Annotated in this window: 23 protein-coding genes and 3 pseudogenes; 14 read left to right on the forward strand and 12 right to left on the reverse strand. The window is 60.6% G+C overall.

Features of this window, described 5'->3' with window-relative positions; all coding sequences use genetic code 11:
* Position 1 precedes the first annotated feature (1 nt).
* A complete protein-coding gene (locus ACD590_RS06855; RefSeq protein WP_439002339.1) occupies positions 2–2,170 on the forward strand; it encodes a GumC family protein in 2,169 nt (722 codons plus the stop codon).
* 6 nt (positions 2,171–2,176) lie between these two features.
* Here ACD590_RS06855 and ACD590_RS06860 read toward each other — a convergent pair whose 3' ends face one another.
* Both ACD590_RS06860 and ACD590_RS06865 read right to left on the reverse strand, forming a co-directional pair.
* A complete protein-coding gene (locus ACD590_RS06860) occupies positions 2,177–3,415 on the reverse strand; it encodes a GNAT family N-acetyltransferase (RefSeq protein WP_168319381.1) in 1,239 nt (412 codons plus the stop codon).
* Positions 3,416–3,534: 119 nt separating this feature from the next.
* Positions 3,535–3,744, reverse strand: coding sequence for a DUF2842 domain-containing protein (locus ACD590_RS06865; protein ID WP_018241554.1), 210 nt, complete (start codon positions 3,742–3,744; stop codon positions 3,535–3,537).
* Positions 3,745–3,859: 115 nt separating this feature from the next.
* Here ACD590_RS06865 and ACD590_RS06870 point away from each other — a divergent pair, with 115 nt between their 5' ends.
* On the forward strand, positions 3,860–4,963 hold the full coding sequence (locus ACD590_RS06870) for a COX15/CtaA family protein (RefSeq protein ID WP_028733651.1): 1,104 nt from the start codon (positions 3,860–3,862) through the stop codon (positions 4,961–4,963).
* A gap of 26 nt (positions 4,964–4,989) precedes the next feature.
* Here ACD590_RS06870 and ACD590_RS06875 read toward each other — a convergent pair whose 3' ends face one another.
* From ACD590_RS06875 to ACD590_RS06905, 7 genes are all read right to left on the reverse strand, one after another.
* Positions 4,990–5,781 (reverse strand): sulfite exporter TauE/SafE family protein, encoded by a 792-nt coding sequence (locus tag ACD590_RS06875; RefSeq protein ID WP_439002340.1) that lies wholly within the window; start codon positions 5,779–5,781, stop codon positions 4,990–4,992.
* A 187-nt stretch (positions 5,782–5,968) separates the two neighbouring features.
* Positions 5,969–6,901 carry an N-acetyl-gamma-glutamyl-phosphate reductase gene (gene argC / locus ACD590_RS06880; protein WP_018447506.1) on the reverse strand — a complete coding sequence of 311 codons (933 nt, stop codon included), beginning with the start codon at positions 6,899–6,901 and terminating at the stop codon, positions 5,969–5,971.
* 60 nt (positions 6,902–6,961) lie between these two features.
* On the reverse strand, positions 6,962–7,924 hold the full coding sequence (gene speB / locus ACD590_RS06885; protein ID WP_018241559.1) for an agmatinase: 963 nt from the start codon (positions 7,922–7,924) through the stop codon (positions 6,962–6,964).
* 223 nt (positions 7,925–8,147) lie between these two features.
* Positions 8,148–9,335, reverse strand: a complete 1,188-nt coding sequence (gene cml, locus ACD590_RS06890) for a CmlA/FloR family chloramphenicol efflux MFS transporter (RefSeq protein ID WP_439002341.1) — start codon at positions 9,333–9,335, stop codon at positions 8,148–8,150.
* A gap of 307 nt (positions 9,336–9,642) precedes the next feature.
* Entirely contained in the window at positions 9,643–10,110 is a 468-nt protein-coding gene (gene rpsI, locus ACD590_RS06895; protein ID WP_003547303.1) for a 30S ribosomal protein S9, read from the reverse strand.
* Between the two features lies 1 nt (position 10,111).
* Positions 10,112–10,576, reverse strand: a complete 465-nt coding sequence (gene rplM / locus ACD590_RS06900; protein ID WP_003558420.1) for a 50S ribosomal protein L13 — start codon at positions 10,574–10,576, stop codon at positions 10,112–10,114.
* 316 nt (positions 10,577–10,892) lie between these two features.
* A complete protein-coding gene (locus ACD590_RS06905) occupies positions 10,893–11,771 on the reverse strand; it encodes a LysR family transcriptional regulator (RefSeq protein ID WP_439002342.1) in 879 nt (292 codons plus the stop codon).
* A gap of 94 nt (positions 11,772–11,865) precedes the next feature.
* Between ACD590_RS06905 and ACD590_RS06910 the strand changes: the two genes are divergently transcribed.
* Positions 11,866–12,096 carry a DUF1127 domain-containing protein gene (locus ACD590_RS06910; RefSeq protein WP_439002343.1) on the forward strand — a complete coding sequence of 77 codons (231 nt, stop codon included), beginning with the start codon at positions 11,866–11,868 and terminating at the stop codon, positions 12,094–12,096.
* A 93-nt stretch (positions 12,097–12,189) separates the two neighbouring features.
* Positions 12,190–13,020, forward strand: a complete 831-nt coding sequence (locus tag ACD590_RS06915; RefSeq protein ID WP_018447511.1) for an enoyl-CoA hydratase — start codon at positions 12,190–12,192, stop codon at positions 13,018–13,020.
* Here ACD590_RS06915 and ACD590_RS06920 read toward each other — a convergent pair whose 3' ends face one another.
* A complete protein-coding gene (locus ACD590_RS06920) occupies positions 13,021–13,857 on the reverse strand; it encodes an EamA family transporter (RefSeq protein ID WP_026188358.1) in 837 nt (278 codons plus the stop codon).
* Positions 13,858–14,332: 475 nt separating this feature from the next.
* Positions 14,333–14,656: a hypothetical protein gene (locus ACD590_RS06925; RefSeq protein ID WP_024321130.1), complete on the reverse strand. Its 324-nt coding sequence runs from the start codon at positions 14,654–14,656 to the stop codon at positions 14,333–14,335.
* A gap of 118 nt (positions 14,657–14,774) precedes the next feature.
* Here ACD590_RS06925 and ACD590_RS06930 point away from each other — a divergent pair, with 118 nt between their 5' ends.
* The 3 genes and pseudogenes from ACD590_RS06930 to ACD590_RS06940 form a co-directional block, all read left to right on the forward strand.
* A complete protein-coding gene (locus tag ACD590_RS06930; protein ID WP_018241567.1) occupies positions 14,775–15,203 on the forward strand; it encodes a CoA-binding protein in 429 nt (142 codons plus the stop codon).
* Positions 15,204–15,320: 117 nt separating this feature from the next.
* Positions 15,321–16,604 (forward strand): O-acetylhomoserine aminocarboxypropyltransferase, encoded by a 1,284-nt coding sequence (locus ACD590_RS06935; RefSeq protein ID WP_017993606.1) that lies wholly within the window; start codon positions 15,321–15,323, stop codon positions 16,602–16,604.
* A gap of 644 nt (positions 16,605–17,248) precedes the next feature.
* Positions 17,249–17,446, forward strand: a pseudogene (locus ACD590_RS06940) (hypothetical protein); the annotation flags it as partial.
* Between the two features lie 225 nt (positions 17,447–17,671).
* On the opposite strand, the pseudogene ACD590_RS06945 reads toward ACD590_RS06940, so the two are convergent.
* A pseudogene (locus tag ACD590_RS06945) lies at positions 17,672–18,129 on the reverse strand (adenylate cyclase); the annotation flags it as partial.
* A 298-nt stretch (positions 18,130–18,427) separates the two neighbouring features.
* Here ACD590_RS06945 and ACD590_RS06950 point away from each other — a divergent pair.
* From ACD590_RS06950 to ACD590_RS06980, 7 genes and pseudogenes are all read left to right on the forward strand, one after another.
* Entirely contained in the window at positions 18,428–18,646 is a 219-nt protein-coding gene (locus tag ACD590_RS06950; protein ID WP_280806749.1) for a DUF1214 domain-containing protein, read from the forward strand.
* Between the two features lie 46 nt (positions 18,647–18,692).
* Entirely contained in the window at positions 18,693–20,900 is a 2,208-nt protein-coding gene (locus ACD590_RS06955) for a DUF3604 domain-containing protein (protein ID WP_439002344.1), read from the forward strand.
* A gap of 72 nt (positions 20,901–20,972) precedes the next feature.
* Positions 20,973–21,893 carry a peptidyl-prolyl cis-trans isomerase gene (locus tag ACD590_RS06960; RefSeq protein WP_439020856.1) on the forward strand — a complete coding sequence of 307 codons (921 nt, stop codon included), beginning with the start codon at positions 20,973–20,975 and terminating at the stop codon, positions 21,891–21,893.
* Positions 21,890–22,903 carry a HupE/UreJ family protein gene (locus ACD590_RS06965; RefSeq protein WP_439002346.1) on the forward strand — a complete coding sequence of 338 codons (1,014 nt, stop codon included), beginning with the start codon at positions 21,890–21,892 and terminating at the stop codon, positions 22,901–22,903. The genes ACD590_RS06960 and ACD590_RS06965 overlap by 4 nt, the downstream gene beginning before the upstream one ends.
* A gap of 258 nt (positions 22,904–23,161) precedes the next feature.
* Positions 23,162–23,323 (forward strand): annotated as a pseudogene (locus ACD590_RS06970) (OmpA family protein); the annotation flags it as partial.
* A gap of 29 nt (positions 23,324–23,352) precedes the next feature.
* A complete protein-coding gene (locus tag ACD590_RS06975; protein ID WP_439002347.1) occupies positions 23,353–24,045 on the forward strand; it encodes a hypothetical protein in 693 nt (230 codons plus the stop codon).
* A gap of 93 nt (positions 24,046–24,138) precedes the next feature.
* Positions 24,139–24,630 (forward strand): ion channel, encoded by a 492-nt coding sequence (locus tag ACD590_RS06980; protein ID WP_047622577.1) that lies wholly within the window; start codon positions 24,139–24,141, stop codon positions 24,628–24,630.
* Positions 24,631–25,200 lie beyond the last annotated feature (570 nt).

The following is a 25,200-nucleotide window of genomic DNA, read 5'->3' on the forward strand; positions in this document are numbered from 1 at the left end:
CATGTCCGGCGTAGCTCGTGATCAGGATGTGGACATCGACCTCGGCCAGTTGGTCCGTGCGGTCTGGGCGCGCCGTCTGCGGATTTTGACAATCACCCTCCTGGGGGCGGGCGTCGCCTTTGCCGGCGCCAAAATCATGTCGCCGCAATATCGCAGCGAAACACGCATCCTCATCGAACCCCGAGCGCCGGCCTTCGCCAGCACGCAGCAGATCAATGACGCCAGCGCCGGTCCGCTGATGGATGAACTGAACATCGCCAGCCAGGTGCAGCTTCTGCAATCGGCCGATCTCCTCAAGAGGGTCATCAACGACCTGAAGCTCTATAACCTGCCGGAATTCGACGATGCCGCCAGCGGCTCGGCCATGAGCAGTATCCTGGTGAAGCTGCACCTGAAGAAGAACCCGCTGGAAAATCCGCCTGAAGAGCGCGTCATCGACGCCTTCGTCGAGCGCCTGCAGGTCTATCAGGTGCCGGGTTCACGCGTCATCGGCATCAATTTCACCTCCAAGGACCCGAAGCTCGCCGCCGCCATTCCGAACGCCATGGCGAATGTCTACCTTTCGACCCAGAGCGGCGCCAAGCTCGATTCCAATTCCGAGGCGACCCGCTGGCTGGAGCCGGAGATCGAAGGCCTGCGCCGGAAGGTCAGCGAAGCCGAGAAGAAGGTCGCCGAATACCGCACGTCGCACGGGCTGTTGCAGACGAACGGCACGACCACTTTTCCGGCCCAGCAATTGAATGATATCTCCGCCGAGCTGACCCGCGTGCGGGGCGACAAGGCCAATGCTGAGGCGAGGGCGCAGGCGGTGCGAAACGCACTGTCTTCGGGCGAGGCCTTCGATACGCTGCCCGACATCATGTCCTCACAGGCGATCCAGCGGCTGAAGGGGACGGAATCCGGCCTGCAATCGCAGATCTCCGATCTGCAGACCAGCCTTCTCAACAATCATCCACGGCTGAAAAGCCTGCGTGCTCAGCTCTCGGATATCCGCACCCAGATCCGCCAGGAGACGCAGAAGATCCTGGCAAGCATCGAGAACGAGTCCAAGGTCGCGGATTTGAGGGCGAGCGAACTCGAGCGACAGTCGGAGACGGTGCAGGCCACTAGCGCGCGCGCCGGTGAGGACGAGGTCGGTCTCAATGCGCTGGAGCGTGAGGCAAACGCCCAGCGTCAGTTGCTCGAAACCTATCTGGTGCGCTACCGCGAGGCCGCCTCCCGTGCCGACAGCAATTCGAGCCCTGCGGATGCGCGGATCGTTTCCAGGGCTGTTGAGCCGGTCGATCCCTATTTCCCCAAGGTGGTGCCGATCGTTGTCGTCGCTGCTGTCGCGACGCTGATCATGAGCGCCATCGTCATTATGCTGACCGAACTCTTCAGCGGCCGGGCGCTCCGCCCAGCAGATGCGACCCCGGAGGCAATCGAGGCAGAAGCGGTCGTCGAGGAGAAGCATGTGCCGCAGGCTGCTCCGATTGCCACTCCCGCCAGAAAACCCGTTCAGCCGAGCATGCTCGCCGTTGTCGCGGACGAAGAGGATACGACCGAGGACGCGGAGGCTGCCGAGGAGGCGCCAGAGGATGAGAATGAATTCTCCGTCGCCTCAGTTGCAGACTATCTCACCGGTAGCCGCGCGCCGCTGGCAATCGCCATATCTCCGACTGGTGACAATGGCTCGGCGGCGACGGTTTCGCTGACTCGCATGCTCGCCGACGCCGGCCGCCGCGTCATCCTGATCGACATGACCGGTTCCGGCTACCCCACAGAACTGATGGCCGAGGACCAGGCCGCCCTCGGCGTCACCGATCTGCTTTGCGGTGAGGCCGCCTTCGGCGATACGATCCACGGCGACCGCCTTTCCGATGCCCATCTCATCCCTCAGGGCCAGAGCGACGTGCGCCGCGCCATGCGCGGTGTCGACCGGCTGTCGTTGCTGCTCGATGCGCTCGCCGCCGCCTACGATCTCGTGGTGGTCGAATGCGGTTCGGCCGATGTCGCTGGCGTCTCGCGGCTGACGCGCAGCCGGGACGTCGAGATCATCCTCTCGCTACCTGAGGTCGAGGAGACCATTTTCGTCGCACTGATGACGGAATTCCAGGCCGCAGGCTATGAGCGCGTCGTGCTGATGTCAGGCGGCGAGGGGGCCGAGCAGACGCTCGGCCGGGCGGCCTGAACGAGATCAACCGATCCGTGCCCGGATGCCCTGGGCGAATTTGTAGAGCTTCGGGCGCGCCTTGATATGCGCCTTGCCGCGGGTGACGATCCGGTGCGCGGCGCCGGCGATCACACCGAACGGCGAGACCGGCAGCACCACGTCGTAGTGTGGGGTCTCGACCGGCGCCCAGGAGCGCTTGTAGGTCTGGTCGCCGAGGCCGAAATCAAACAGCGCGACACCCTTGCCATGCAGTCCCGAAATGGTCTGCCAATAGAGGAATTCGCCGGGGCTCGTATCCGGCACGAGTTCTTCATCGATCGCGCCGAACTGGCAGATGATGTGGTCGCCCTTGCGCGAAATACCTGAAATCGCTGCGATCTTACCCTCATGCCCGTCCTTGAGCCGGAGTACATGCATCTGCAGCCCGAAATACTGCTTGCTGTCATCCAGCTTGTCGAGCAGGCCGTGCAGGAAGGCCTGCGTTTCCCTGTCGGCGAAGACGTCGGGCAGGCCGAGGTTGGCGAAGCGGGCGCTCTTCAGGCAGAAGAAGATATCGAGCAGGCGGTGCTGTTCTTCCGATGTCCCGGGAATGAGGTATTCGAAGCCGCCGGCCGCCTCGAGGCGTTTCGATTGAACGCGGAATTTCTTGCGCCGGTTCTTGGCGTTGAGCTGCTTCAGCGTTTCCTCGAACGTGGGAAAGAACGGCAGTTGGTAGGCATGATTCTGGTTCTGCACCATCGGCAGCCCCGTGAGCGGGGTCTGTCGCCCGCGCCATTCCAGCGGAATGTTCTGCAGCAGCAGCAGATCGGCCCGGCCCTTGAGTGCCTGCTGAAGCTGGCCGGCGAATTTGCCGGCGTCGATGGTTCCGCCGCTTTCTGCAAAACTCTCGGAGAACAGGCCGGTATTGATGTTGCTGTGATCGGCTGCGATGAACTTCGCGACCGCGAGCCCCCGGGACTTGACGATTTCGACCGGCAGAATGAAAGCCGTCTGGTCGGCATGGGTGCCTTTGAGGATTGCAAGCGGCCGCTGGAAGGCGCTCACCCAGGCAGTGCACCAGTCGTAGCTCTGATGCAGGGACTGGAGATTGTCGCGCTCCAGCGCCCGCCACTCATCCTCCAGCGGCTGCATCGTATCGAAGACTTCGATGTCGATTTCGGCCATGGCGAGTTTCATGCTCAGCTGGCGCAAGCGCGAAATGGCCGCTTCGGCCAGCGCCTTGTCGGACGGCTGTTCATGGACATCGAGCTTTTGCGTCTGCACGGTTTTCTCCGGTCAAGAATGCTGAACGGGAAGGTAGGTACGCCAGACGTATATTTGGTTTAACCGCACGCGATGGACGAGGTTTTCCGCGGATCACGGTTATTCGGCCGTTAATGGCCCTACTTCTGCGGCGGCCCGGCCATCCATTTGATGAGCACCATCGCCGGCAACACCCAAAGCAGGCCGGTGAACAGGAAGTAGAGCAAGTGTCCCCACCAGGGCGCGTTGCCGAGCGTTGCCACCGCGATCGTATTCGCCACCAGCGCATAGACGAGCACGAGCACGATGATCAGGATCGTGCCGATAAATTTGCGGAGGCGGATGGGCATCGGCTATCTCTTGCAATGGATGGGTCGAACCGGCGCGACGGCATGCCGCAAAGGTTCGGGGCTTGTTTTGCATGAGCCGGTGGGGCAAATCAACTGCCGGATAGAAGGAGACATCATGGCCGTCGCAAACCCGACCACGGAACAGGCGATCCTGAGCGAAGTGCGCAGGCAAAATCGTGACCGCCGCGCCTTGCGCCTCTGGCTCGGTTTCGTGCTTTTGGCGCTCTTCTGTCTCGTCCTCGTCGGCGGCGCCACGCGGCTGACCAATTCCGGCCTGTCGATCACCGAATGGAAGCCGATCCACGGCGTCATCCCGCCGCTGTCGGCTGCCGAATGGGAGGAGGAATTCCGCCTCTACCAGCGCATTCCCGAATTTCAGCAGCTGAACAATTCCATGACCGTCGATGAGTTCAAAGGCATCTTCTGGTGGGAATGGGCGCACCGGCTGATCGCCCGCGGCATCGGCGTGATCTTCGCGCTGCCGCTCATCTATTTCTGGCTGACCGGGCGGATCGAAAAGCGTCTGCGCTGGCCACTCGTCGGCATCCTGGCGCTCGGTGGCCTGCAGGGTTTTATCGGTTGGTGGATGGTGTCCTCGGGCCTTTCCGTCCGCACCGACGTCAGCCAGTACCGGCTGGCAACGCATCTCGTCATGGCCTGCCTGATCTTTGCCGGCTGCATGTGGATCATGCGCGGTCTCGCCAGACATTCCGATGATCCGGCGCCGGCACGAAGCTCGCGCGGTTTTGCCGCCGCGATCGCCATTTTCGCGCTGTTCCAGATCTATCTCGGCGCGCTGGTGGCTGGGCTCGACGCCGGTTTTTCCTACAATACCTGGCCGCTCATGGATGGCGCCGTCATCCCCTCCGATCTGTTGATCCAGCAGCCCTTCTGGATCAATGCCTTCGAGAACCCGAAGACTGTGCAGTTCATCCACCGCATCGGTGCCTATACCCTCTTCGCATTGACGCTGGTCAACATGGTGATCGCCCTTCGCGCAGCACCTTGGACCACCCATGCACGCCGCGCCGTCCTGCTCTTCGCGCTGGTCACGCTGCAGGCGGCAATCGGCATCGCCACGCTGCTGATGCAGGTGCCGCTTCACTGGGGCCTGCTGCACCAAGCCGGTGCGCTGGTGGTTTTCGGTTTCGCCGTCGCCAATTGGCGCGGCTTTTACGGCGAATATCCACATGGGACGATGATCGCCGAACGCGATTGAAGCGAGCTGCCTTCTCGGGGGCGGATCTATCGCAACACCCCATCGAGCAGCGGCATGCCGATGATCGCGGCGGCGGCTATCAGGATGTAGCAGGCGATGCGGAAGGTCCGCTCCTCGGCAAGCCCGAACAGTTTCGAGCCGCCGTAGAGCCCGACCGCATAACTCGGCAGGATCACGGCGGTCAGCGCGAAGACGGCAGGCACGAACATTCCGCCGACATAATAGCTGATGGCGCTGAAAACCGACGAGATCGAGAAGTAGAGCACGACATTCGCCCTGACGCGCGTGAAGTCGCTCTTGCCGCCGAGCCAGTAGGCGACGACCGGCGGTCCGCCGAGCTGTGCGGCGCCGCTGAAAAGCCCGGCGATCAGGCCGACGCCGCTGCTGAGCGGTGCAGAAGGGGCGCCATGGTAGCGCCATCCGGATGCGAGAAGCGCGAGCAGGGTGATGGCGATGATGGTGATGCTCCAGCGCAGCAGCATCGGGTCGAGCAGAGCCAGCATCGCCGTGCCGGCCGGCACGCCGAGGGCGGCCCCCGCCGCCATGACGAAGACCTCGGGCCGGTTGGCGCCGCGCCAGGCGGGAGGGATCATCCCAAGCGCCGCAATGCCGTCGATGACGAGCAGGATCGGCGAGATCAGCTTCGGCCCGACGATCGCACCGCCGAGCGGAATGAAGATCAATGCGGCGCCGAAGCCAGAAAAGCCGCGGGCAAGCCCGGCGATGAAGGCAAAGGCCATCAGCGCATAGATGCCATGGTCGGGCAGGGCAGCGGTAAACCATGCGTGCACGCCATCGACCAGCGCATCGAGCGTCATGACATCAGGCTCCGTGATTCGGGAATAGCGGGCGAGGAAAGTCCGCTCTCATAGCCCAATCGTCGCCGATGATCGAGCCGAAAGCGATGCTGCGGCCGCCGAGGGGAGGCGGCCGCGGGGGAAAGATCATGATGAAGAGATCGACACAAAGCTCGAATGGCATCACCTCGATGCCGTCGTCTGCGCCTTATGAGGCGAGCATCAGGTCCATGTTCTGGACGGCGGCGCCCGAGGCGCCCTTGCCGAGATTGTCGAGCAGCGCGACGAGGTTCACCTGCGAAGCGCCTGAGGTGCCGAAGACGAAAAGCTTCATCGTGTCCTTGCCTTCGAGCTCGACGGCGTTGACGCGGGGCAGGGCCTTGCTTTCGGTCAGCGGCACGACACTGACGATATCCTGGCCGGCATAATGGGCGACGAGTGCGGCATGGATGCTTTCCATCGTCGTGCCCTCGGCGAGATCGTCGAGATGCAGTGGTACCTGCACGATCATGCCCTGCGCGAACTTGCCGACCGACGGCGAGAAGATCGGCGCGCGGTCGAGCAGGCCGTGCACGGTCATCTCGGGCACGTGTTTGTGGGTGAGCGGCAGGCCATAGAGGAAATGCGGCGCGGTGATCGCATCCGGGTGATCCGGGTTTTCCATCTGCGCGATCATCTGCTTGCCGCCGCCGGTATAGCCGGAGACCGCGTTTACCGTGACCGGATAGCCGTCGGGCAGAATGCCGGCGGCGCGCAGCGGCCGGATGAGGCCGATCGCTCCGGTGGGATAGCAGCCGGGGTTGGCGACGAAACGGGCGGCCTTGATCCTGTCGGCCTGCGCGCCGTCCATCTCGGCAAAGCCATAGGCCCAGCCGGGATTGACGCGGAAGGCGGTCGAGGTGTCGATGACGCGCACATTGTTGTTGGCCGAAACCATCTGCACCGCTTCCTTCGACGCATCGTCGGGCAGGCAGAGAATGGCGATGTCGGCACTGTTCAGCATGTCCTCGCGCATGGCGGCGTTGCGCCGCTCGGCTTCGGGTATGGACAGAAGCTCGACATCGCGGCGGCCGGCCATGCGCGTGCGGATCTGCAGACCCGTCGTGCCGTGTTCGCCGTCGATGAAGATTTTCGGTGCCATGTTAAACCTGCGCTTTCAATGGTTTCTGAAGGTTTCCGGATTCAGTTTGAGGATGATAGGTCAGCCTTGTGACACGGCGATGGCGCGTCGCTCGGCATGAAGACCCAGCATATACATCGCCACCGTTGCCCCCGCAATGGCGGTGATATCAGCATGATCGTAGGGCGGCGACACCTCAACGACATCGGCGCCGCGGATATCGAGCTGGTGCAGGCGCTGCAGCACCGAGAGGATCTTGGCGCTCGACGGTCCGCCGGCAACCGGCGTGCCGGTGCCCGGCGCAAAGGCCGGATCGAGGCAATCGATATCGAAAGTGAGATAGGCCGGCGCCCCGCGTGTGTGGGAGATGATCGCCGAGGCGATATCGCTGGCGCTCATCTCCTCGACCTGATGACCGTAGAGAATGTTGACGCCGCAATCCTCCGGCGCATGGGTGCGGATGCCGATCTGGATCGAGCGGTCGGGATCGATGATGCCCTCGCGGGCGGCCCGCGCCACGAATGAACCATGGTCGATGCGGCGTTCCTCGTCGAACCAGGTGTCTTGGTGCGCGTCGAACTGCACGAGCGCCAGCGGCCCATGTTTTGCCACATGGGCTTTCAGCAGCGGCCAGGTGACGTAATGATCGCCGCCGAGCGTCAGCAGGAAGGCACCGCTGTCGAGGATGACATTCGCCTGTCGTTCGATGGCGGCTGGCGTGTCCTGATGATTGCCATAATCGAGCAGGCAATCGCCGTAGTCGATCACGGCCATTTCGGCGAAGAGATCACGGTGGAAGGGATATTGCGCATCATTGTCGAAGATCGCCGAGGCGCGCCGGATCGCTTGCGGCCCGAAACGTGTGCCCGGCCTGTTCGATGTCGCGGCATCGAAGGGAATACCCCAGACGGCAACGTCGACGCCGGCGAGCTCCTTGGTGAAGCGGCGGCGCATGAAGGACAGGGCGCCGGCAAATGTCGGGTCGCTGGCAGCGGAGGTGAGGCTGGTCGCCGTGAAGGCGTGGTCAATCGATCTGTTCGCCAAGTCATGCTCCTTTTTCGGTCGCAAAACCGTAGTCGCGTTCGATGCGGACGCTGCATTGCATGATCGCCGTTGACGTGAGGGTGCCAGGCGGCGGTTCTCTCGCGAAGGAACTGGCCGATCCCCTGCGCGCAGAAAGGGGTAGGCGAGGTGCGTACAGATTTCAAGCGATCGTTCGGACGACGGCCGCTCGTTATCGTCGAGCGACCGTCATTTGCTCGTCTGCCTATCGGGCCGGCTCCGGCAGGCACCACAATCCAGCCAGCGTCGTCAGCGCGCTCGCACAGACATAGGCCGCGAGCGGCCAGGCGCTGTCGCCGCCGAGCAGAAGCACGAAGAAAGTTCCGGCAACTCCGACGATGATGCTCTCGACGCAGCAATAAAGCGCGACCGCCGTTCCTGCCGTGTCGCCAAAGGCGTCGAGCGCGCCGTTGGCGGTGACCGCGGTCGCAAGGACGATGCCGATCGCGATGATCCACATCGGCACGACGAAGCTGACCAGGGAAGGCTGCAGAAACAACTCTCCGAAGACAAGCAGCATAGCGCCGGAAAGCAGCACGGCCATGCCTCTGGCAAGGCTGCCTGCAATGCCCCAGCGCATGACGAAGTGTTTGGCAAAACGCGTCGTCACGATCATTACCAGCGCCACCGTGGCAAAGACGAAGCTGAAGGCGATGCCGGAGAATCCGGCTTTATCGATCAAGATGCGGGGTGCTGTCGAGAAGAAGACGAAGAAGGCGCCCATCGCTGTACTGAAGCCCACTGCATAAACCCAGAAGGGTAAGCTTGTAAGGATCGGGCGGAGAGCGATCTTTGCAGTGGCGGCGGGGCGGGTTTCATGCCACCGCATGCCGGCATTGAAAAGGGCGGCAACCGAAAGGAGGCCGATGACGAGGAAGATGGCGCGCCAACCGAAGCGATCGGCGATCAGGGCTCCGGCGATCGGAGCTAATGCAGGCACGAAGGAGAGGATGGAGCCGAGAAGGCCATAAATCGTGCTGCTTTCGGGACGCCCGGCATAGACGTCGCGCACTGTTGCGAAAGTTGCAACCAGTGTCGCCGACGCGCCGATGGCCTGCACCAATCTCAACACTACGAAGATTGGTGCTGACGAGGAGGCGGCAAGCAGGAAGGATGAAGCGGCAAAGAGTGCCGCGCCTCCGAGCAGGACAGGCCGTCGTCCGACAATATCGGAAATCGGCCCGAAGACGATCTGCCCGGCGCCGAGCACGAGCATGTAGAGGCTGAGGGTCAGTTGGATGACGGCCGGCGAGGTACCGAGCGCCTCCGGCATGACCGGCACGATCGGCAGATAGATATCCATGGCAAGCGAGGCCAGGATGTCGAACGGTGCCATCAGCAGCAAAGCTGCCGGCAGGGAATAGGTCCAGGGCTGGATTTTGGGATAGGACATGGGAAAGAACCCGCTCAAATGATTTCATTCGGCGGCGATCTGTCTCTTCATCAGTATCGGGATTGGCCGGACAGACGCCGCAACAACAGGGCAAAGTTGTTGCGGCCTATTTGTCTGCGGACTTGGTTATTCCCATGATTCGACCCTTGAATGTGGCCTCGATTATTCCCGAAGCGTTTTGCCAAATTTCTACCAGCAGAACCGGAATGCGACAATGGCATGCCGGCACGCTTCCAATTGGCTTAACAGAGCAAAACAAAAAGGCCGGGTTGCCCCGGCCTTCGTAAATTCTGTCTGTCCGAAGCGATTAACGCTTGGAGAACTGGAACGAGCGGCGGGCCTTTGCCTTGCCGTACTTCTTGCGTTCGACGACGCGGCTGTCGCGGGTCAGGAAGCCGCCCTTCTTCAGCACCGCGCGCAGGCCCGGTTCGAAGTAGGTGAGCGCCTTGGACACGCCGTGGCGAACGGCACCGGCCTGGCCGGAGAGGCCGCCGCCGGCAACGGTTGCGACGATGTCGAACTGGCCGTCACGGGCAGCCGCGACGATCGGCTGGCGTAGGATCATCTGCAGCACCGGACGTGCGAAATATTCCGCGAATTCCTTGCCGTTGACGATGATCTTGCCGGAGCCCGGCTTGACCCAGACGCGGGCGACGGCGTTCTTGCGCTTGCCGGTCGCGTAGGAGCGGCCGAGCGAATCGACCTTGCGGACGTGGGCCGGAGCAGCAGCTTCGGAAGCCGTGCCGAGATCCTTCAGGGAGGAGAGGTCAGCCATATCAGGCGCTCCTTACGTTCTTTTTGTTGAGCGCGGCAACGTCGAGGGCGACCGGCTGCTGGGCTTCATGGGGATGGTTGGAACCGGCGTAAACGCGCAGATTCTTCATCTGGCGACGGCCGAGCGGGCCACGCGGAACCATGCGTTCGACGGCCTTTTCGAGGACGCGCTCCGGGAAGCGGCCTTCGATGATCTGGCGTGCGCTGCGTTCCTTGATGCCGCCGGCATAACCGGTGTGCCAGTAGTAGACCTTGTCGGAATACTTCTTGCCGGTGAAAACGACCTTTTCGGCATTGATGACGATGACGTTGTCGCCGTCGTCAACGTGAGGCGTGAAGGTTGCCTTGTGCTTGCCGCGCAGGCGCATAGCGATGATGGAAGCGAGACGGCCAACGACCAGCCCTTCGGCGTCGATGATCACCCACTTCTTCTCCACCTCTGCAGGCTTCTGGGAGAAGGTTGCCATAGTGAATACTCTCTTTTGGGACCCTTGGCCCGAAGGCTTGAAGGGCGTTTCTTGTTGCTTGGATTGGCACGCTCGAGGCATGCCAAAAAGAAAGCAGCCCGGATAGGCTGCGTTCTGGCGCGGTGTATAAAGGGAATACGACATGGGGTCAATATCGACTTTCCCGAGGTTTGGAAAAAAAATAAAGTAAAAACAATTAGTTACATATATGGTATTATAATACCTCATGTTTGTCGGGGTCCCAGGCTGCTGCGCCGGACGTTTTTCGCGTCGCCTCTGCCGGTTTGACGTAACGTCCGACGGTCGAAAGCAGCTCTCAACCTTTGAACGCGCGCAGGCATTTCATCATTTCGCGAAGGCCGCGTGTCAGATGTTTGTCCCGGCGTAGAACCATGCCGAGGCGGCGCGTCAGCCGCGGGTTCAGCGATGATGTCGTTACGAGGCCGGCGCGATCGCGCTTCAGCGCCAGCCCCGGCAGGATCGACCAGCCAAGTCCTACAGCCACCAGCTCCTTGATCGCCTCGATACTGCCAAACTCCATCGCAGGTCGGATCCTGGTATCCGGGGCGGCTAACCACGCGTCGATTGCGCGCCTGGTATTGCCGCCCTCATAGAGCAGCAGCGTCCTGTCGCGCATGAAAGCGGCGTCCGGCCCGTCTTCGGGCATGAGGCTGCCGGCGGGGGCGACGGCCAGCAATTCCTCTTCGTAGAACGGTTCGATCTCGAAGTTCCGTCCCGATGCCGGCAGGGCAACGACAGCGATGTCGAGGCTGTTGGCTTCCAGTTCGTGCAGAATGCCGTCGGCATCGCCGATGCGCACGGTGATTTCGAGCCCGGGCATGCGTTTTCTGGCGGCAGCAATGGCGCGAGGAAGCAGATGGATCGACGCCGTGCCGCCGCTGCCGATGCGCACGCGGCCGCTCGCACCATCTCTGTACGGCACCATCGCTTCTTCCGCGGCGGCCGATTCCTGAAGTAGCCGCCTTGCATGCGCGAGCAGGTCGAGGCCTGCAGCGGTCGGCTGTGCTCGCCGTCCGACGCGCTCGATCAGCCGGACGCCGAGCCGCTGTTCGAGCCCCTTGACCTGCAGGCTGACGGCCGGTTGCGTCAGGCCTTCCTTGTCGGCCGCAGCCGTAAAGCTTCCGAGATCGGCGACATTGACGAAGGTGGCAAGCTGATCAAGATTGAGAGGCATACCAAAGAAATCCTTATGCATATGATAATATCAATAAGCTTCTCTCGCGGCATTTTCCAGCGCATCTTTCACCCGTTCAAGAAAGGAAGAAGCGATGGCTCTGGAATTGAGCGAGATCTTCGAAACACCTCGCGATATCGTTCGGTCGAGACTTCGCTGGATGGCGCGATGGAGCCGGCGGCTGCTGATGACGGTCGAACATCACCTCGAAAAGCGCCGCAGCCGTCGCACGCTTTCGGAACTCACCGACGACGAGCTTTGCGATGTCGGTCTGACCCGTGCGCAGGCGAGGGCCGAGACATCGAAGTCGTGGTTCTGGTCCTGACTTCAGCGGCCAAGGCGGGGTGCGGATCCTGCTCGAAATTGCCGGCGCCTTGTGGCAAAACGTCTGCCTGAATCGAGCGCAGGGAGCAGCATCATGGCCGAAATCGTATCTTTCCCGGACGCAGCCAGAGCGGAAGAGGGCGGATTGTTGATCCGCTCGCTGCGCGACGGTGTGCTGCGGTTGGTGCTCAACAACCCACCGGCGAATGTGTTTTCGATCGCACTTCTCGAAGCGCTGATGGGCGAGCTGGAGACGGCCGAGGCGGAGCCGGATGTACGCGTCGTCGTCATCGCCTCGACCGGTAACGTCTTTTCCGCCGGGCATGATCTCAAGGAACTGACGACCCATCGCGCCGATGAAGATCAGGGTGCCGATTTCTTCGAAAAGACTTTTCGGCTCGCTGCCGATCTGATGCTCAAGATCGCGCATCTGCCGAAGCCTGTCATCGCCGAGATCGACGGGCTTGCAACGGCTGCGGGCTGCCAGCTCGTTGCCTCCTGCGATCTGGCGATCTGCACGGATAGTTCGACATTCTGCACGCCGGGCGTCAATATCGGCCTGTTTTGTTCGACGCCGATGGTGGCCGTTTCCCGTGCCGCGCACCGCAAGCAGGCGATGGAGATGCTGCTGACCGGCGAGACGATCGACGCCTCAACTGCCAAGGATTTCGGCCTCGTCAACCGTATCGTGCCCAAGCAATATCTGGCGCAGGTGGTTTCCAAATATGCGGCTGTGATCGCCAGCAAGTCACCGCTGACGCTGAAGATTGGCAAGGAAGCCTTCAACCGGCAGCTCGAACTGCCAGTGGAGGCGGCATATGATTATACCGCCAGGGTGATGGTCGAGAACATGCTGACGCAGGATGCTCAGGAAGGGATCGGTGCCTTCCTCGGCAAGCGCAAGCCGGACTGGAAGGGCGAGTGACTACGCCAGTTTCAAAATCAGCCCGCCGATGGCGATGACGACGCCGGCGACGTAGCGCCAGATGCTGGCTTTTTCCTTGAAGACGGTGATCGAGATCACCAGCGCAAAGAGGATCGCGGTTTCCCGCAGCGCTGCGACGGTCGCGACCGGGGCTTTCGTCATCGCCCAGAGTGCCAGCCCATAGGAGGCGATCGAGCCGGCGCCGCCGATGAGGCCGCGCCACCAGTTGCGACGAACGTGACGCACGACGGCGACAGTGCCGCGTTGCGAAACCGCCCAGGAAAACAGTAGGACGGGTGGCAGCAGCGACATCCACAAAGTGTAGGAAACCGCATTGCCGGAGATACGCGCGCCGATGCCGTCGACATAGGTGTAGCTGGCGATGACACAGGCATTGGCAAGCGACAGCATGACGGCGCGGCTGCTGCCGCGCCGTGCCTCCAGAGCGAGCGTGAGGACGCCGGCGCAAATCGTCATCGTGCCGGCAAGGGCGCCGCTGGAAAGATTTTCCTTCAGGATGAAACCGCTTGTCGCGGCGATCAGTAGCGGTGCGCAGCCGCGCATCAGCGGATAGACGAGACCGATATCGCCGGCCCGGTAGGCGGCGGCGACCAACTGGAAATAAGCGAACTGCAGGATGGCAGAGGCGCCGATGAACGGCCAGGCCGAGGCGTGCGGCAACGGCAGGAACGCCAGGAAAGGCAACGCCGAAACAGCGCCGCCGGCAGAGATCAGCGCCGCATCCAGGGATTTATCACTCCCCGCCTTGACGATGGCGTTCCATGTCGCGTGCAGCAGTGCGCCGAAGAGAACGAGCAGGATGACGTCGAGAGGCAAGGGAGTAAATCCGGAAAGGATGACAGGAAGCGGAATACGTCTCGCCTTCGGCGTTTCAAATTCCTGAAAAGACAACTGGGATTTGCACGAAAATGTACGGCTGCGGTCGCTTATGCGTTCATATGTCGAATAGCATCCTTCCACTATGTGAACAATGGCGGCGCATTGGAGCAATTTTTACGTGCGCGCGACATGCGTTCAATCCGCACGATCCTTTCAACTATGAGATGTTTCTAATGGATGGAAGAACAAAGAGCGGAATTACCACGAACAAAAAGAGAAAATATCTACAGGAGCGAGGGAGCCGATTATTCTATGCTGCTGAAATATAGATATTATTCTATAGCTTTGACATAGGGGGAAATTGAAGCTTCCGATTGTGAATCTTCAAGAAATCGCAGCGCACAATTGAGCCAAAACCTTTCGCAAACGCGAAAGACGTACAGTTTCGGCGGCTGTCACGACGTTGAAAACATCAAAGCTGATGATGCGGAACGAAGAGCATCCCGTCAAGGTTGTCGATGCTCTGGCAGTTCAGGACCTGGCAGCGCGGATTGTCCTTTGAGGGGATATGCGTCCATTCCGCATAGTCGGTCGCGTCGCAATAATTGCTGTTGCGGACATAGCGATCGTAGAGCGGCAAGCCACGGGGAGATTGGTAGCGGAAGATGACGGCGCCCTGATTGTGGATGGCGGCGCGCACGCTGGCACAGCTCATGGTGAGCGGATTGTAGCGCGAGATCGCCAGCGCCGGCGATGCGGCGAGCACGAGCATGAGGGCAAGAGCGATTTTTTTCATCGAATCATCCTCAGGGAGTATCCATTCATATATACGGAAAAGATGCCCAGCCGGTTTCACGGAAACGCAAAAAAACTGCGCGCCGTGGCGAAGGGCTTTCGGGAGTGGAGAAACGGATATGAATCACGACGTCTACACGGATGATTACCTGGCCGGAATTCTGCATTCGGTAAAGACCATCGCGCTGACCGGCGCCTCACCCAATCCGGCCCGGCCGAGCAACGGCGTCATGGGCTATCTGTTGTCGCGCGGCTACGAGGTCATTCCTGTCAATCCGGGGCAGGCGGGCAAACAGATCCAGGGCCGTACCGTGTATGCCCGGCTCGCCGACGTTCCCATGCCGATCGACATGGTCGACGTATTTCGCGCTTCCGAATATCTGGACGGAGTCGTCGAGGAGGCGCTGGCGCTGAGGCCGCTGCCGAAGATCATCTGGTCTCAACTTGGTGTCCGCGACGATGCGGCAGCGGCAAAGGCGGAGGCCGCCGGCATCAAGGTGGTGATGAACCGCTGCCCCGCGATCGAATATCCTCGTCTCATTGCCTGAGTTGCGGTTCGCGGAGACGGATTTTCCACGGAACGCCCATGGGTTGAAACGGATCGCGATTAACTTTCGTTCGCGAGAGGCTATGATCCCTCCCGTCAGCAATAACGGGAGGACGACATGGCCAAGAATGATCCGGGATTCAACACGTTGGCGATCCACGCCGGCGCGCAGCCCGACCCGGCGACCGGCGCGCGGGTAACGCCGATCTACCAGACGACCGCTTTCGTCTTCAATGATTCCGATCATGCCGCCGCCCTCTTCGGTCTGCAGGCTTTCGGCAACATCTACACCCGCATCATGAACCCGACGCAGGCCGTGCTCGAGGAGCGCGTCGCAGCGCTCGAGGGCGGCACGGCCGCCCTTGCCGTCGCCTCCGGCCATGCGGCGCAGGTGATCGTCTTCCACAATATCATGCGTCCTGGCGAGAATTTCATCGCTGCCCGCCAGCTCTACGGCGGCTCGATCAACCAGTTCGGCCACGCCTTCGAGAATTTCGGCTGGCAGGTGCGCTGGGCCGATGCCGCCGATCCGGCAAGCTTCGAAAGCCAGATCGACGACAAGACGCGCGGCATCTTCATCGAGAGCCTGGCCAATCCCGGCGGCACCTTCGTCGATATCGCTGCCATCGCCGACGTCGCGCATCGCCACGGCCTGCCGCTGATCGTCGACAATACGATGGCGACACCCTATTTCATCCGTCCGATCGAGCATGGCGCCGACATCGTCGTGCATTCACTGACGAAGTTTCTTGGCGGCCACGGCAACTCGATGGGTGGCCTCATCGTCGACGGCGGCACCTTCGACTGGTCGAAATCCGGCAATTACCCGATGCTGTCGAGCCCGCGGCCGGAATATAACGGCATGGTCCTGCACGCGACCTTCGGCAATTTCGCCTTTGCGATCGCTGCCCGCGTGCTCGGCCTGCGCGATCTCGGGCCGGCGATCTCGCCCTTCAACGCCTTCCTGATCCTGACCGGCATCGAGACGCTGCCGCTCAGGATGCAGCGCCACAGCGACAATGCGATCGCCGTCGCGAAGTGGCTGAAGGCGCACAGCAAGATCGCCTGGGTCAATTATGCCGGTCTCGACGACGACCCGAACCATGCCTTGCAGCAGCGCTACTCGCCGAAGGGCGCAGGCTCCGTCTTCACCTTTGGCGTCAAGGGCGGCTATGAGGCGGGCAAGACGCTGGTCGAGGGGCTGGAGCTCTTTTCCCATCTTGCCAATATCGGCGACACCCGTTCGCTCGTCATCCATCCGGCCTCGACGACGCACCGGCAGTTGACCGACGAGCAGCGGATCGCTGCCGGCGCCGGCCCCGACGTGGTACGCCTTTCCGTCGGCATCGAAGACGTCAAGGACATCATCGCCGATCTTGAACAGGCGCTCTCGAAGATCTGATGCGGTTCGTCACATACCTCTGACACGTACGTCAGTTCCTTTGACAACTTTTTTAAACTGGTTGCAATGATTCGGCCGCCGAGAAACCCCTGAAAACAGGGCGTTTTCGGCGGCCGAATCTTCAAAAAATCGACCTTGCGAAATTTTTTTTGGTTGTGCTCAACGGCGGTTTTGTTAACGCCTGCACCGAGATCGAGGTGGCAAATCTGCGCTGGAGAAGCGCCGACAAAGGGGCCACTTATCGGGGTCGTCTCCAAAAGCGCTCGAAAGGAGCCGTGAAAAATAAAGAACTCGGTGTGTCTCGTGCGAAACGCACGGGAGCGCTACCGTGCCGACATCACGAGGGCTGTCATCGCTTTTTCAAGACCTCGCGGTCCTGCTGAATGGAAGACGTCGATCTCGGACCGACAATTCGCTTATAAACGGCAGCCAAGGGTTACACTTGTTGGTTTTCAAAACAGACGAACGGGCTCGAGTGTCTGAAGTAATCTTACCGTTTGTGGAGCGAGTTTAGTTTTATCGACGGTTCGTCCTCTGTAGCAGCGTCCACCAAGATATAATGTCAAATGGCCACAGTCGTCCGAATCGCCAGAAAACAGTCTTTCGTAGACACGAACAGCGCCAAGGGTGTGTCTTGTCGGCCCGATGTGGTCAAGCCGATCCATCAGAAGGCAATGCCGGTCCTGCTCCTAACGAAGGAGGAAACGGATGTCTGGATTCGTACGCACTGGAAGGAAGCGAAGACGCTCGCCCGGCCACTGGTGAACGACCAGATTATGGTGACATCACGCGAGCCCTATGGTCGACCATTGTCTCCGGTGTCGCAGGCAGACGAGCTTTAGCAATCGTAGCCTATGCTTTGCAGGCCCACGACGTGATCTCGCACGGGCAACGCTACGCTGACAGGCGAGTAGCAGTTTGAAATGAGGAACCCTATGCTCGGCGCGCCGCTGTAAGGCTGCGTTCGATCGGCGTTGCAGCGCCGGCCTTGGTATTGAACCTGAAACGCCCCTCGTCGAGATAGATTGCTGGGCCAGCGCGTAGCTGCTTCCGATGACGACCGCTCCCGGTGCGAGAGCCAGCCATCTCCGTCGCACGGCAGGCAGGCGGAGGCCAGGGCCTGCCGTCGCCATCGCAGCGTCTTCCTCAGACATGACCACGACAGCATCTGGAGCCAGATCACGCCAGCGGATAGACGGCGCATATCCGCCTTTCGGGATGTCTATCAGGATCGGGTCGTTTTGACCCTGCAACGAGGTAGTATCGCTCCAGTATCCGACGCAGCCGTCCGGCCTCGATGCGCACAACCGGGCGCGAACCCCGCGCCGCGTTTGAACACTGGAATAGCCGTTGATACGGTCTGCGCGACCTCCTCCATCACATAGATGAAAAATGCGACGCTTCGACCCGATGGAGGGAATTCAGGACTTCTGACGATGCGGTCGAGCTGAGCGCGTATTTCTTCGGGACTGGAAGCAGGACGCGGCGAGGCAGCGGCGGCTCCTGGCGGCAATTCGTTCTGCACGGCCTTGCACCTCACGCGCTCTTGAGGGACTTTCTACCACAGATTTCATTACCTTCGTCAGATGTAACTTACTGCAGATGTCGACCGCCGTCCACGTACCTACACCACTCAAGTTCTTACCTACCCGAAGTTCCGCCATCCAAGAAATGGCTTCGAACATAGCGTCCCGTACCACCAACTACCCCGTATGTTACCGTTACATACTTGCGCATTCGCGATGCACGGTCACGATGAGTAGCTCCGTGTCCTGAGTCAGCATGACAGAGCCGCTGGATGATAGGTCTGCAACCGAGGGAACATCATGACGGCGCTTAGAAGAACGGTCTCGTTACTCGCAGCCGCGGATGGCTCTATCACGATCTATTTCGGCCCCGATCAGCCGAAATACGTCAAGCGAGGCAACTGGGTGCAGACGGTTCCCGGCAAGGGCTGGTTCACGATCCTGCGGCTCTACAGCCCGCTCGAACCCTTCTTCACGAAGGAATGGCGTCCAACCGAAATCGAGCTTGTCCGCTGAACTTCCAATGACGACTGCAAACCTCAACTCATGAAGGGTCGAAGCAATGCGCAAGTCGAATCTCCTAATTCTCTTGTTATCTTCCACGGTTTTAACGGTGGGCGTCGGAGCGGCTTCGGCGCAGGAGCGGCATGCATACTTCGGGCAGACCCACCAGCACACGAGCTGGTCATTGGACGCTTACATCATCGGCAACACGGTTACCGGACCGGAAGAGGCCTACCAGTACTCGATGGGCCAGACCATCAAGCATCCGGCCGGGTTCGACGTTAAGATCAAGACGCCCCTCGATTTTCAGGGTGTGACCGATCACTCGGAATATGTCGGCGTCATCAGGCTTGCTAACGATCCCACGTCTCCGGTCAGCAAACTGCCGATCGCGGCGAAGTTGAAGGTGACCAAAGATAATCCTGCCACGAAGATTTTCTCGTTTCTGGCGGACAGCATAGCCAGCGGCAAGCCGCTCTCCGAGCTGGTGAACCCGGAACTTACTGGTTCTATTTGGAAGCAGAACGTCGCCATCGCTGACAAGTACAACAAACCGGGCCAGTTCACTGCATTCTGCTCGTACGAGTGGACATCAATGCCCAATAACCAGAACATGCATCGCAACGTTTTCTTCAAGGACTGTGCGAAGGTGCCGCCCGCGCCGTTCTCGGCTCTCGAGTCAGACCATCCGGAAGACCTCTGGACCTGGATGGACGGTCAGCGAAAGGCCGGAAACGAGGTGCTGGCCATCTCCCACAATGCGAACCTGTCGAACGGCATCATGTTTCCCACCGATGTCGACAGCAAGGGCAATCCGCTCGACGCCGCCTGGGCGCAACAACGAATGACCAACGAGCCGTTGACGGAACTCAAGCAGGTAAAGGGTGCGTCTGAAACTCATCCCGATCTCTCACCGAATGACGAGTTCGCCAACTTCGAGATCATGAACTACCTGATCGGGATCGATAACAGTACGGCTAAAATTCACGGCAGCTATGCCCGTGAAGCCTACGAGAACGGTTTGGCCCTGCAAGCGACCCGCGGCTACAACCCCTACAAGTTCGGGGTGGTCGGTGCTGGGGACTCGCACAACACGGTCACGGCCTATTCGCAGTCGAACTTTTTCGGCGATCATGGCCTCATCGACGCGACCCCTGCCGCCCGACTGGCGGGTACGGTCGCGTCGGGAATGAATGTCCTCGAAACAGGAACCTCTGGTCTGACCGTCGTCTGGGCGGAACAGAACACCCGCGACTCCATCTTCAATGCCATGCAACGCAAGGAGGTCTACGCCACCAGCGGCGTGCGCATCCAGGCACGGATGTTCGGCGGCTGGGATTATGACAAGGGTGTTCTCGCCAATGCGGATTGGGCGAAGACCGCCTATGCCAGCGGTGTGCCGATGGGCGGCGATCTTCCTGCCGCCGACGACAAGGTTCCTTCCTTCATCGTGTCGGCGGTGAAAGACCCCGACGACGGCAATCTCGATCGCATCCAGATCGTCAAGGGCTGGACGAAACAGGGACAGATATTCGAAAAGATATTCGACGTCGCCTGGGCTGGAAACCGCCAGCCCGATCCGGTCACCGGGAAACTGCCACCGATTGGAAGCACGGTCGATATCACAAAGGCGACCTACACCAACGACATCGGCGCGGTGGAACTGAAGGCCGTATGGACAGACCCGGAGTTCGACCCCAGCCTGCACGCCTTCTACTACTCGCGTGTTCTCCAAATTCCGACACCGCGCTGGAGCACATATGACGCCGCCAAGCTCGGCATACTTCCGCCCAGCAGCGTGGCCGCGACGGTTCAGGAGCGCGCGTGGACGTCGCCGATCTGGTACACGCCGACGCCTGCTGCCGTCGCCAAGGCGGAGCGCGGCCTGACCGTCGAAGACCTGACCAAGGCAGGAGCTGTGGCGCTCACTGACGATGAATTGAAGAAACTCGTCGTCGGCAAGACGGCCAAAGTTCGCAATAGGGTGACCGACAAGACTTTCGATGTTCTGTTTGGCGAGCACGGACAACGCGTCATCACCGAGTTGAACGGTGGCGCGCCGAGCGCGGACGACGTCTTGCAGATCATGCATCCGAGCACCTCTGGATCGACGGCCGACTACGAGATCAAGAATGGCCACATCATCACCACGATCGACGGGAGCCCGTTCGAGCTGACCGTCTACACATCGGGAGATAAATTCGTGGCCGCCAGAAGCAATGAATTCGGCTACGCCAACTATGAAGTCCAGGCCGTCATTCAGTAAACGGAGGCAGTCGCTGTGGAACTGTTTCCCATCGCACCTGAAGCCAGTCATGTATGGATAAGGGAGTCGCCAATGAGCGGGTGGCGGCGAGTCCTCCGCGAACCGCTGCTCCATTTCCTCGTCGTTGGTGCGGTCCTGTTCGGCGCATACCACCTGCTGACGCCGTCACAGGAAGAGGCGGCGAATACGAACCAGATCGTTCTGACGAAGGACGACCTGCGGCAACTGGCGATCAGTTGGCTGGCGCAGGGACGGTCGTCCCCGACACCCGAGCAGATTCGCGGTCTTGTCGACCAGAAGGTGACGCAGGAAATCCTCTTCCGGGAAGCCGTAGCCCTCGGTCTTGACCGCGACGACGAGGTGGTCAAGCGCAGACTGGCGCAGAAGATGGACTTCCTCGCCTCGGATGTTGCCTCCATGCAGGAACCGACGGATGCCGATCTGAAGGCATGGTTTGACAAGAACGCGGAGACCTTCGCGCTACCCGCCCATGCTACCTTCCGCCATCTCTACTTTTCCACGGACAAACACGGGAGGGGTACCGAGGAGGTCGCGGCGGCAGCTCTAGCTCTGTTGGGAGGCAAATCACCCGACTCCAGTGAAGTTGCAGCGGTCGGCGACTCCTTCATGTTCCAGAACCACTATGGCGACGCCACCCCCGACCAGATGGCGAAGGAATTCGGGCCTGAGTTCTCCAAGGCGCTGTTCCAGCTTCCAGCGGGCAAGTGGGTTGGTCCCGTTAAATCAGGTTACGGGTGGCATCTCGTCTGGATCGATTCCATCGAGCCGGGGCGCATCCCGACCTACGCTGAGGTAATGCCCAACGTGAAGGCCGGCTGGGTTCGGGACCAGTATCAAGAAATAAAGCGCACCTCCCTGGAGGAGACGCGGTCCCGCTATTCTGTCATTGTTCCCCCAATCGAAGCAGCAGACTTCCAAGACTTGCAGGTTCCCCCTGGGTACAATCTGGGACTTGAGGTGTCGGCACAATGAACGTCCGGCGAATAGTGGCAACGATATTCCTGGCTGTCACTGCGGCCTTCCTGGCGCAAGCTGGGCTGGCTACAGCACATGAGATACGACCAGCCTATCTTCAGATCGACGAGATGACGGCCAACCGCTTCAAGGTCGTCTGGCGCACACCCCTGCTTTCGGGCATGCGTCTTCCCGTGGCCTTGCGGTTCCCCGACAGTGTTCGCAACGTGACGCCACCTGCCGAGCGCGAACTTCCGGATTCTCTTGTGGAGAGCCGCGTCGTCGAAACGGTGGACGGGAGCCTTGCGGGCAAGCGCGTCGAATTCGTAGGTCTGCAGGCAACGATTACCGACGTGCTGGTGCGTACCCGCCTGCTGGACGGGGCCGTGATGACGGCCATGATCCATCCGTCCCAGCCGTGGGTCGACGTCGCGGCTCGACCTGGACGGCTCGATGTGGCGAGGATATTCATCGTGCACGGTATCGAGCACATCCTTTTTGGCTACGACCATCTTCTCTTCGTCCTGGCGCTGATGTTCATCGTACGAAGCTGGCGGGCGCTTTTGTGGACGGTGACGGCGTTTACCGCGGCGCATTCCATCACACTGACGCTGGCAACCCTTGGCTTTGTGCACGTCCCCGGGCCGCCCGTGGAAGCCGCGATCGCGTTCAGTATCCTGCTGCTCGCCTGCGAGATCACTCGTATTCAGAATGGGCAGGCCAGCCTCACTGCGAAACGCCCTTGGCTGGTCGCCTTTGCGTTCGGGCTGCTGCACGGGCTGGGGTTCGCGGGGGCACTGTCTGAACTGGCCCTTCCTTCAGGGGACATTCCGCTTGCCTTGCTGTTCTTCAATGTAGGCGTCGAGATCGGGCAGTTGATGTTCATCGCCACTGTGATCGGGTTAATCGCGTTGGTGAGGCAGACGAGATATCCGGAGTGGCTGGGACGGAATGCCTTCACGACGGCGACATACGCAATCGGTGCGATGTCGGCATTCTGGTTCGTCGAGCGGGTGGCTGCGTTCTAAATCGGGAGCCGAATACGTCATGAGCGCCTGATGTCAGGCGACATATACGAATGGATAAAAACGGATGGGGAACGGTGTTGGATTCGTAAAGCGCGCCTTCGAGAAGCGCGACAAAGTCATTGATGAACTCGCCGCGCGCAATGAGGGGTTTCGCGACCTCTGCGACGACTTCGAAATTGCCAACAATGAAGAAGAGCGATGGAGGCAATCAACCGCTCCAGAGCGCGACGAGCGTATCGCCGAGTATAAGGAACTGATCGAGGCGACGCGATCAATGAGGCGCTGTCAACGACTTTCGCAGTTTCGCCTGATCGCCTGTTCTCGGTTGGGGCCGGTGAGGAATGGCCGATCGAGCCCGGTCACCCGGAGTCTGCCGACAACAGGCGCGTTCAACTGATCAATCTAGGGCTCCTGAAATAGGGAGTGGTCATAATCAAACTGGAGGATGCATGATGCTAAGACTCTCAGCAATAAGCATGATCGCCGTCGCGGCGAGCCTTCTAGCGGCATCGCCTGTCTTCGCGCAGGACGCCATTTCGGCTCCAGCGGAAAAGACGATAGGAGCGACCAAGTCAAAAATGGTGCCGTCGCTTGCCGTGCTGAATTCCGGTGGGGCGAAGCTCGAGGGTGGCAAGCTAACGATGAGTGGCATCTCGGCGGTGTCGATCGTGTTTGCCGACCGCCCGGTCCGATCGGCGGGCCACGTGCTGACCTCCGAGTTCATCAAGCAATGGGGTGAGGGGCCCGACAGCTTCGCGAAGGACCCACCCAACGCGACGATATCGGTACTCAGCGCCAAGGGTGATTCCGTTGCCGACGTGGTGGTCGTCCTGAAAATGCCGAAGCTTGAGGGCGGAGACCTGACGTTCGACGTAGCAGTGCTCGAAGGGGACCTCGCCGGAGCCGATGGGCCCGCATCGCTGTTTATCGACTGGTTCGCGGCACGTGGTCCCTATGGGGGCGTCGCCGTGGGAGGCGCTGGGTTCCGCGCGCCGGTTTGGCGTGGCGGATGGTACGTCCATCCAGGCGCGTACTATGGGGCGGGCGTCGTGGCGGGGGCGGCGATTGGTGCGGCCGCTGCGGAGCGACGTTATTACCCGCCTCCGGCATGTGGCTATTATCCGTATCCGCCCTGCTACTAGCACTCAGGGCAAAGTCCATGCTCGCGCTGGGTTCGGTCGTGGGACGCTGCACGACGCGTCCCACCGCAGGCTGAACACTGAGGACGCAAACGATTGGACCATCTCACCCACCCGAATCCAGTTCTGGAGATTCTTGTCGGCACCGTGTTTTTGATCGTTGTGATCTTTGTGCATGGCGTCGGAATCCGAAGCATCGGGCTTCAGTTCAGCAAGTCATGGGCACACGTCACCCCAGCCACGCCGCATTGGCGGCTGAATTTGATGCTTGCCGTAACAATCGCCGCGCTAGCGGTTCTGCACTTCGCGGAGACTCTTATTTGGGCAGTTCCCCTGTATGTCAGGGACATTATCCCTTCGATGCGCGATAGCTACTACTACGTCCTCGAAAGCTATACCACTCTCGGCGAGGGCAACGTCACTCTTCCAGACCGATGGCGTCTGCTCGGTCCTATCATCGGTATGTCGGGCCTGTTCACCTTCGGTTGGACTGGAAGCGTTCTCGTTAGCATCATGACCGATTTTGGCAAGTTCGACCGACTGCAGGCGAGGCGGGAGCGAGTGGAGGAGGGCAAGACGGAGTTGTGAGCAGGCTCGGTCTTCGCGATACGCCTGCACGTTCTCGCCGTCGGCAACGCTACCCGCCCACTCTCCGCCGCCATTCTTTCTGACCAGTGATGCGAAGCGCTTCATGCAGTATGTGTGAAGTCGATCAAGCGCGGCGTGCGGCTTCTTGGCGTCGAGGTCGCGGCGGATTGATGCCACGAGTTCGTCGAGTGTTTCACTGGGTTCGAAAGACTCGATCACCGAGCTGTCGATGTCCTGGCTTACCCCTTCGAACCTGCCAACGGTGATGAAATAGCTGGCCTCGAGCACCTGATCAGCGGGCGTCGTCGCACGGGTGGCGATGGAGCTGCGATAGTTCCAGAGTTCGCGGAGCAGCTTCGCAATTAAGGACGCCGGGGCGCGCTCAATGAAGGACCTAAGGCGCTTCGCTTTCGACGTGCCGCGCCCGTTGAAGAGGCGGCCTTCAGTCTCTGGGTCGATGCCCAGTCTCTCATAGAAGAAATCGTTGAAGGTCCGGTCCGAAAGATCGAGGACGTAACCTTGGCCCATTTCAAGGGCTAGCTCGAGCTTCTCCCTTTAGGCGCGCGGGAT

The organism is Rhizobium sp. 862_C5_N1_2, assembly GCF_051811205.1.
In the GTDB taxonomy this organism is placed as follows: Bacteria; Pseudomonadota; Alphaproteobacteria; order Rhizobiales; family Rhizobiaceae; genus Rhizobium; species Rhizobium leguminosarum.

Excerpts from the sequence above, each read along its gene's own strand:
- ACD590_RS06855 (WP_439002339.1), top strand. The coding sequence starts at position 2 with ATGTCCGGCGTAGCTCGTGATCAGGATGTGGACATCGACCTCGGCCAG.
- ACD590_RS06865 (WP_018241554.1), bottom strand. The coding sequence starts at position 3,744 with ATGCCCATCCGCCTCCGCAAATTTATCGGCACGATCCTGATCATCGTG.
- ACD590_RS06870 (WP_028733651.1), top strand. The coding sequence starts at position 3,860 with ATGGCCGTCGCAAACCCGACCACGGAACAGGCGATCCTGAGCGAAGTG.
- ACD590_RS06875 (WP_439002340.1), bottom strand. The coding sequence starts at position 5,781 with ATGACGCTCGATGCGCTGGTCGATGGCGTGCACGCATGGTTTACCGCT.
- argC (WP_018447506.1), bottom strand. The coding sequence starts at position 6,901 with ATGGCACCGAAAATCTTCATCGACGGCGAACACGGCACGACGGGTCTG.
- cml (WP_439002341.1), bottom strand. The coding sequence starts at position 9,335 with ATGTCCTATCCCAAAATCCAGCCCTGGACCTATTCCCTGCCGGCAGCT.
- rpsI (WP_003547303.1), bottom strand. The coding sequence starts at position 10,110 with ATGGCTGACCTCTCCTCCCTGAAGGATCTCGGCACGGCTTCCGAAGCT.
- rplM (WP_003558420.1), bottom strand. The coding sequence starts at position 10,576 with ATGGCAACCTTCTCCCAGAAGCCTGCAGAGGTGGAGAAGAAGTGGGTG.
- ACD590_RS06905 (WP_439002342.1), bottom strand. The coding sequence starts at position 11,771 with ATGCCTCTCAATCTTGATCAGCTTGCCACCTTCGTCAATGTCGCCGAT.
- ACD590_RS06910 (WP_439002343.1), top strand. The coding sequence starts at position 11,866 with ATGGCTCTGGAATTGAGCGAGATCTTCGAAACACCTCGCGATATCGTT.
- ACD590_RS06915 (WP_018447511.1), top strand. The coding sequence starts at position 12,190 with ATGGCCGAAATCGTATCTTTCCCGGACGCAGCCAGAGCGGAAGAGGGC.
- ACD590_RS06925 (WP_024321130.1), bottom strand. The coding sequence starts at position 14,656 with ATGAAAAAAATCGCTCTTGCCCTCATGCTCGTGCTCGCCGCATCGCCG.
- ACD590_RS06930 (WP_018241567.1), top strand. The coding sequence starts at position 14,775 with ATGAATCACGACGTCTACACGGATGATTACCTGGCCGGAATTCTGCAT.
- ACD590_RS06935 (WP_017993606.1), top strand. The coding sequence starts at position 15,321 with ATGGCCAAGAATGATCCGGGATTCAACACGTTGGCGATCCACGCCGGC.
- ACD590_RS06955 (WP_439002344.1), top strand. The coding sequence starts at position 18,693 with ATGCGCAAGTCGAATCTCCTAATTCTCTTGTTATCTTCCACGGTTTTA.
- ACD590_RS06960 (WP_439020856.1), top strand. The coding sequence starts at position 20,973 with ATGAGCGGGTGGCGGCGAGTCCTCCGCGAACCGCTGCTCCATTTCCTC.
- ACD590_RS06965 (WP_439002346.1), top strand. The coding sequence starts at position 21,890 with ATGAACGTCCGGCGAATAGTGGCAACGATATTCCTGGCTGTCACTGCG.
- ACD590_RS06975 (WP_439002347.1), top strand. The coding sequence starts at position 23,353 with ATGATGCTAAGACTCTCAGCAATAAGCATGATCGCCGTCGCGGCGAGC.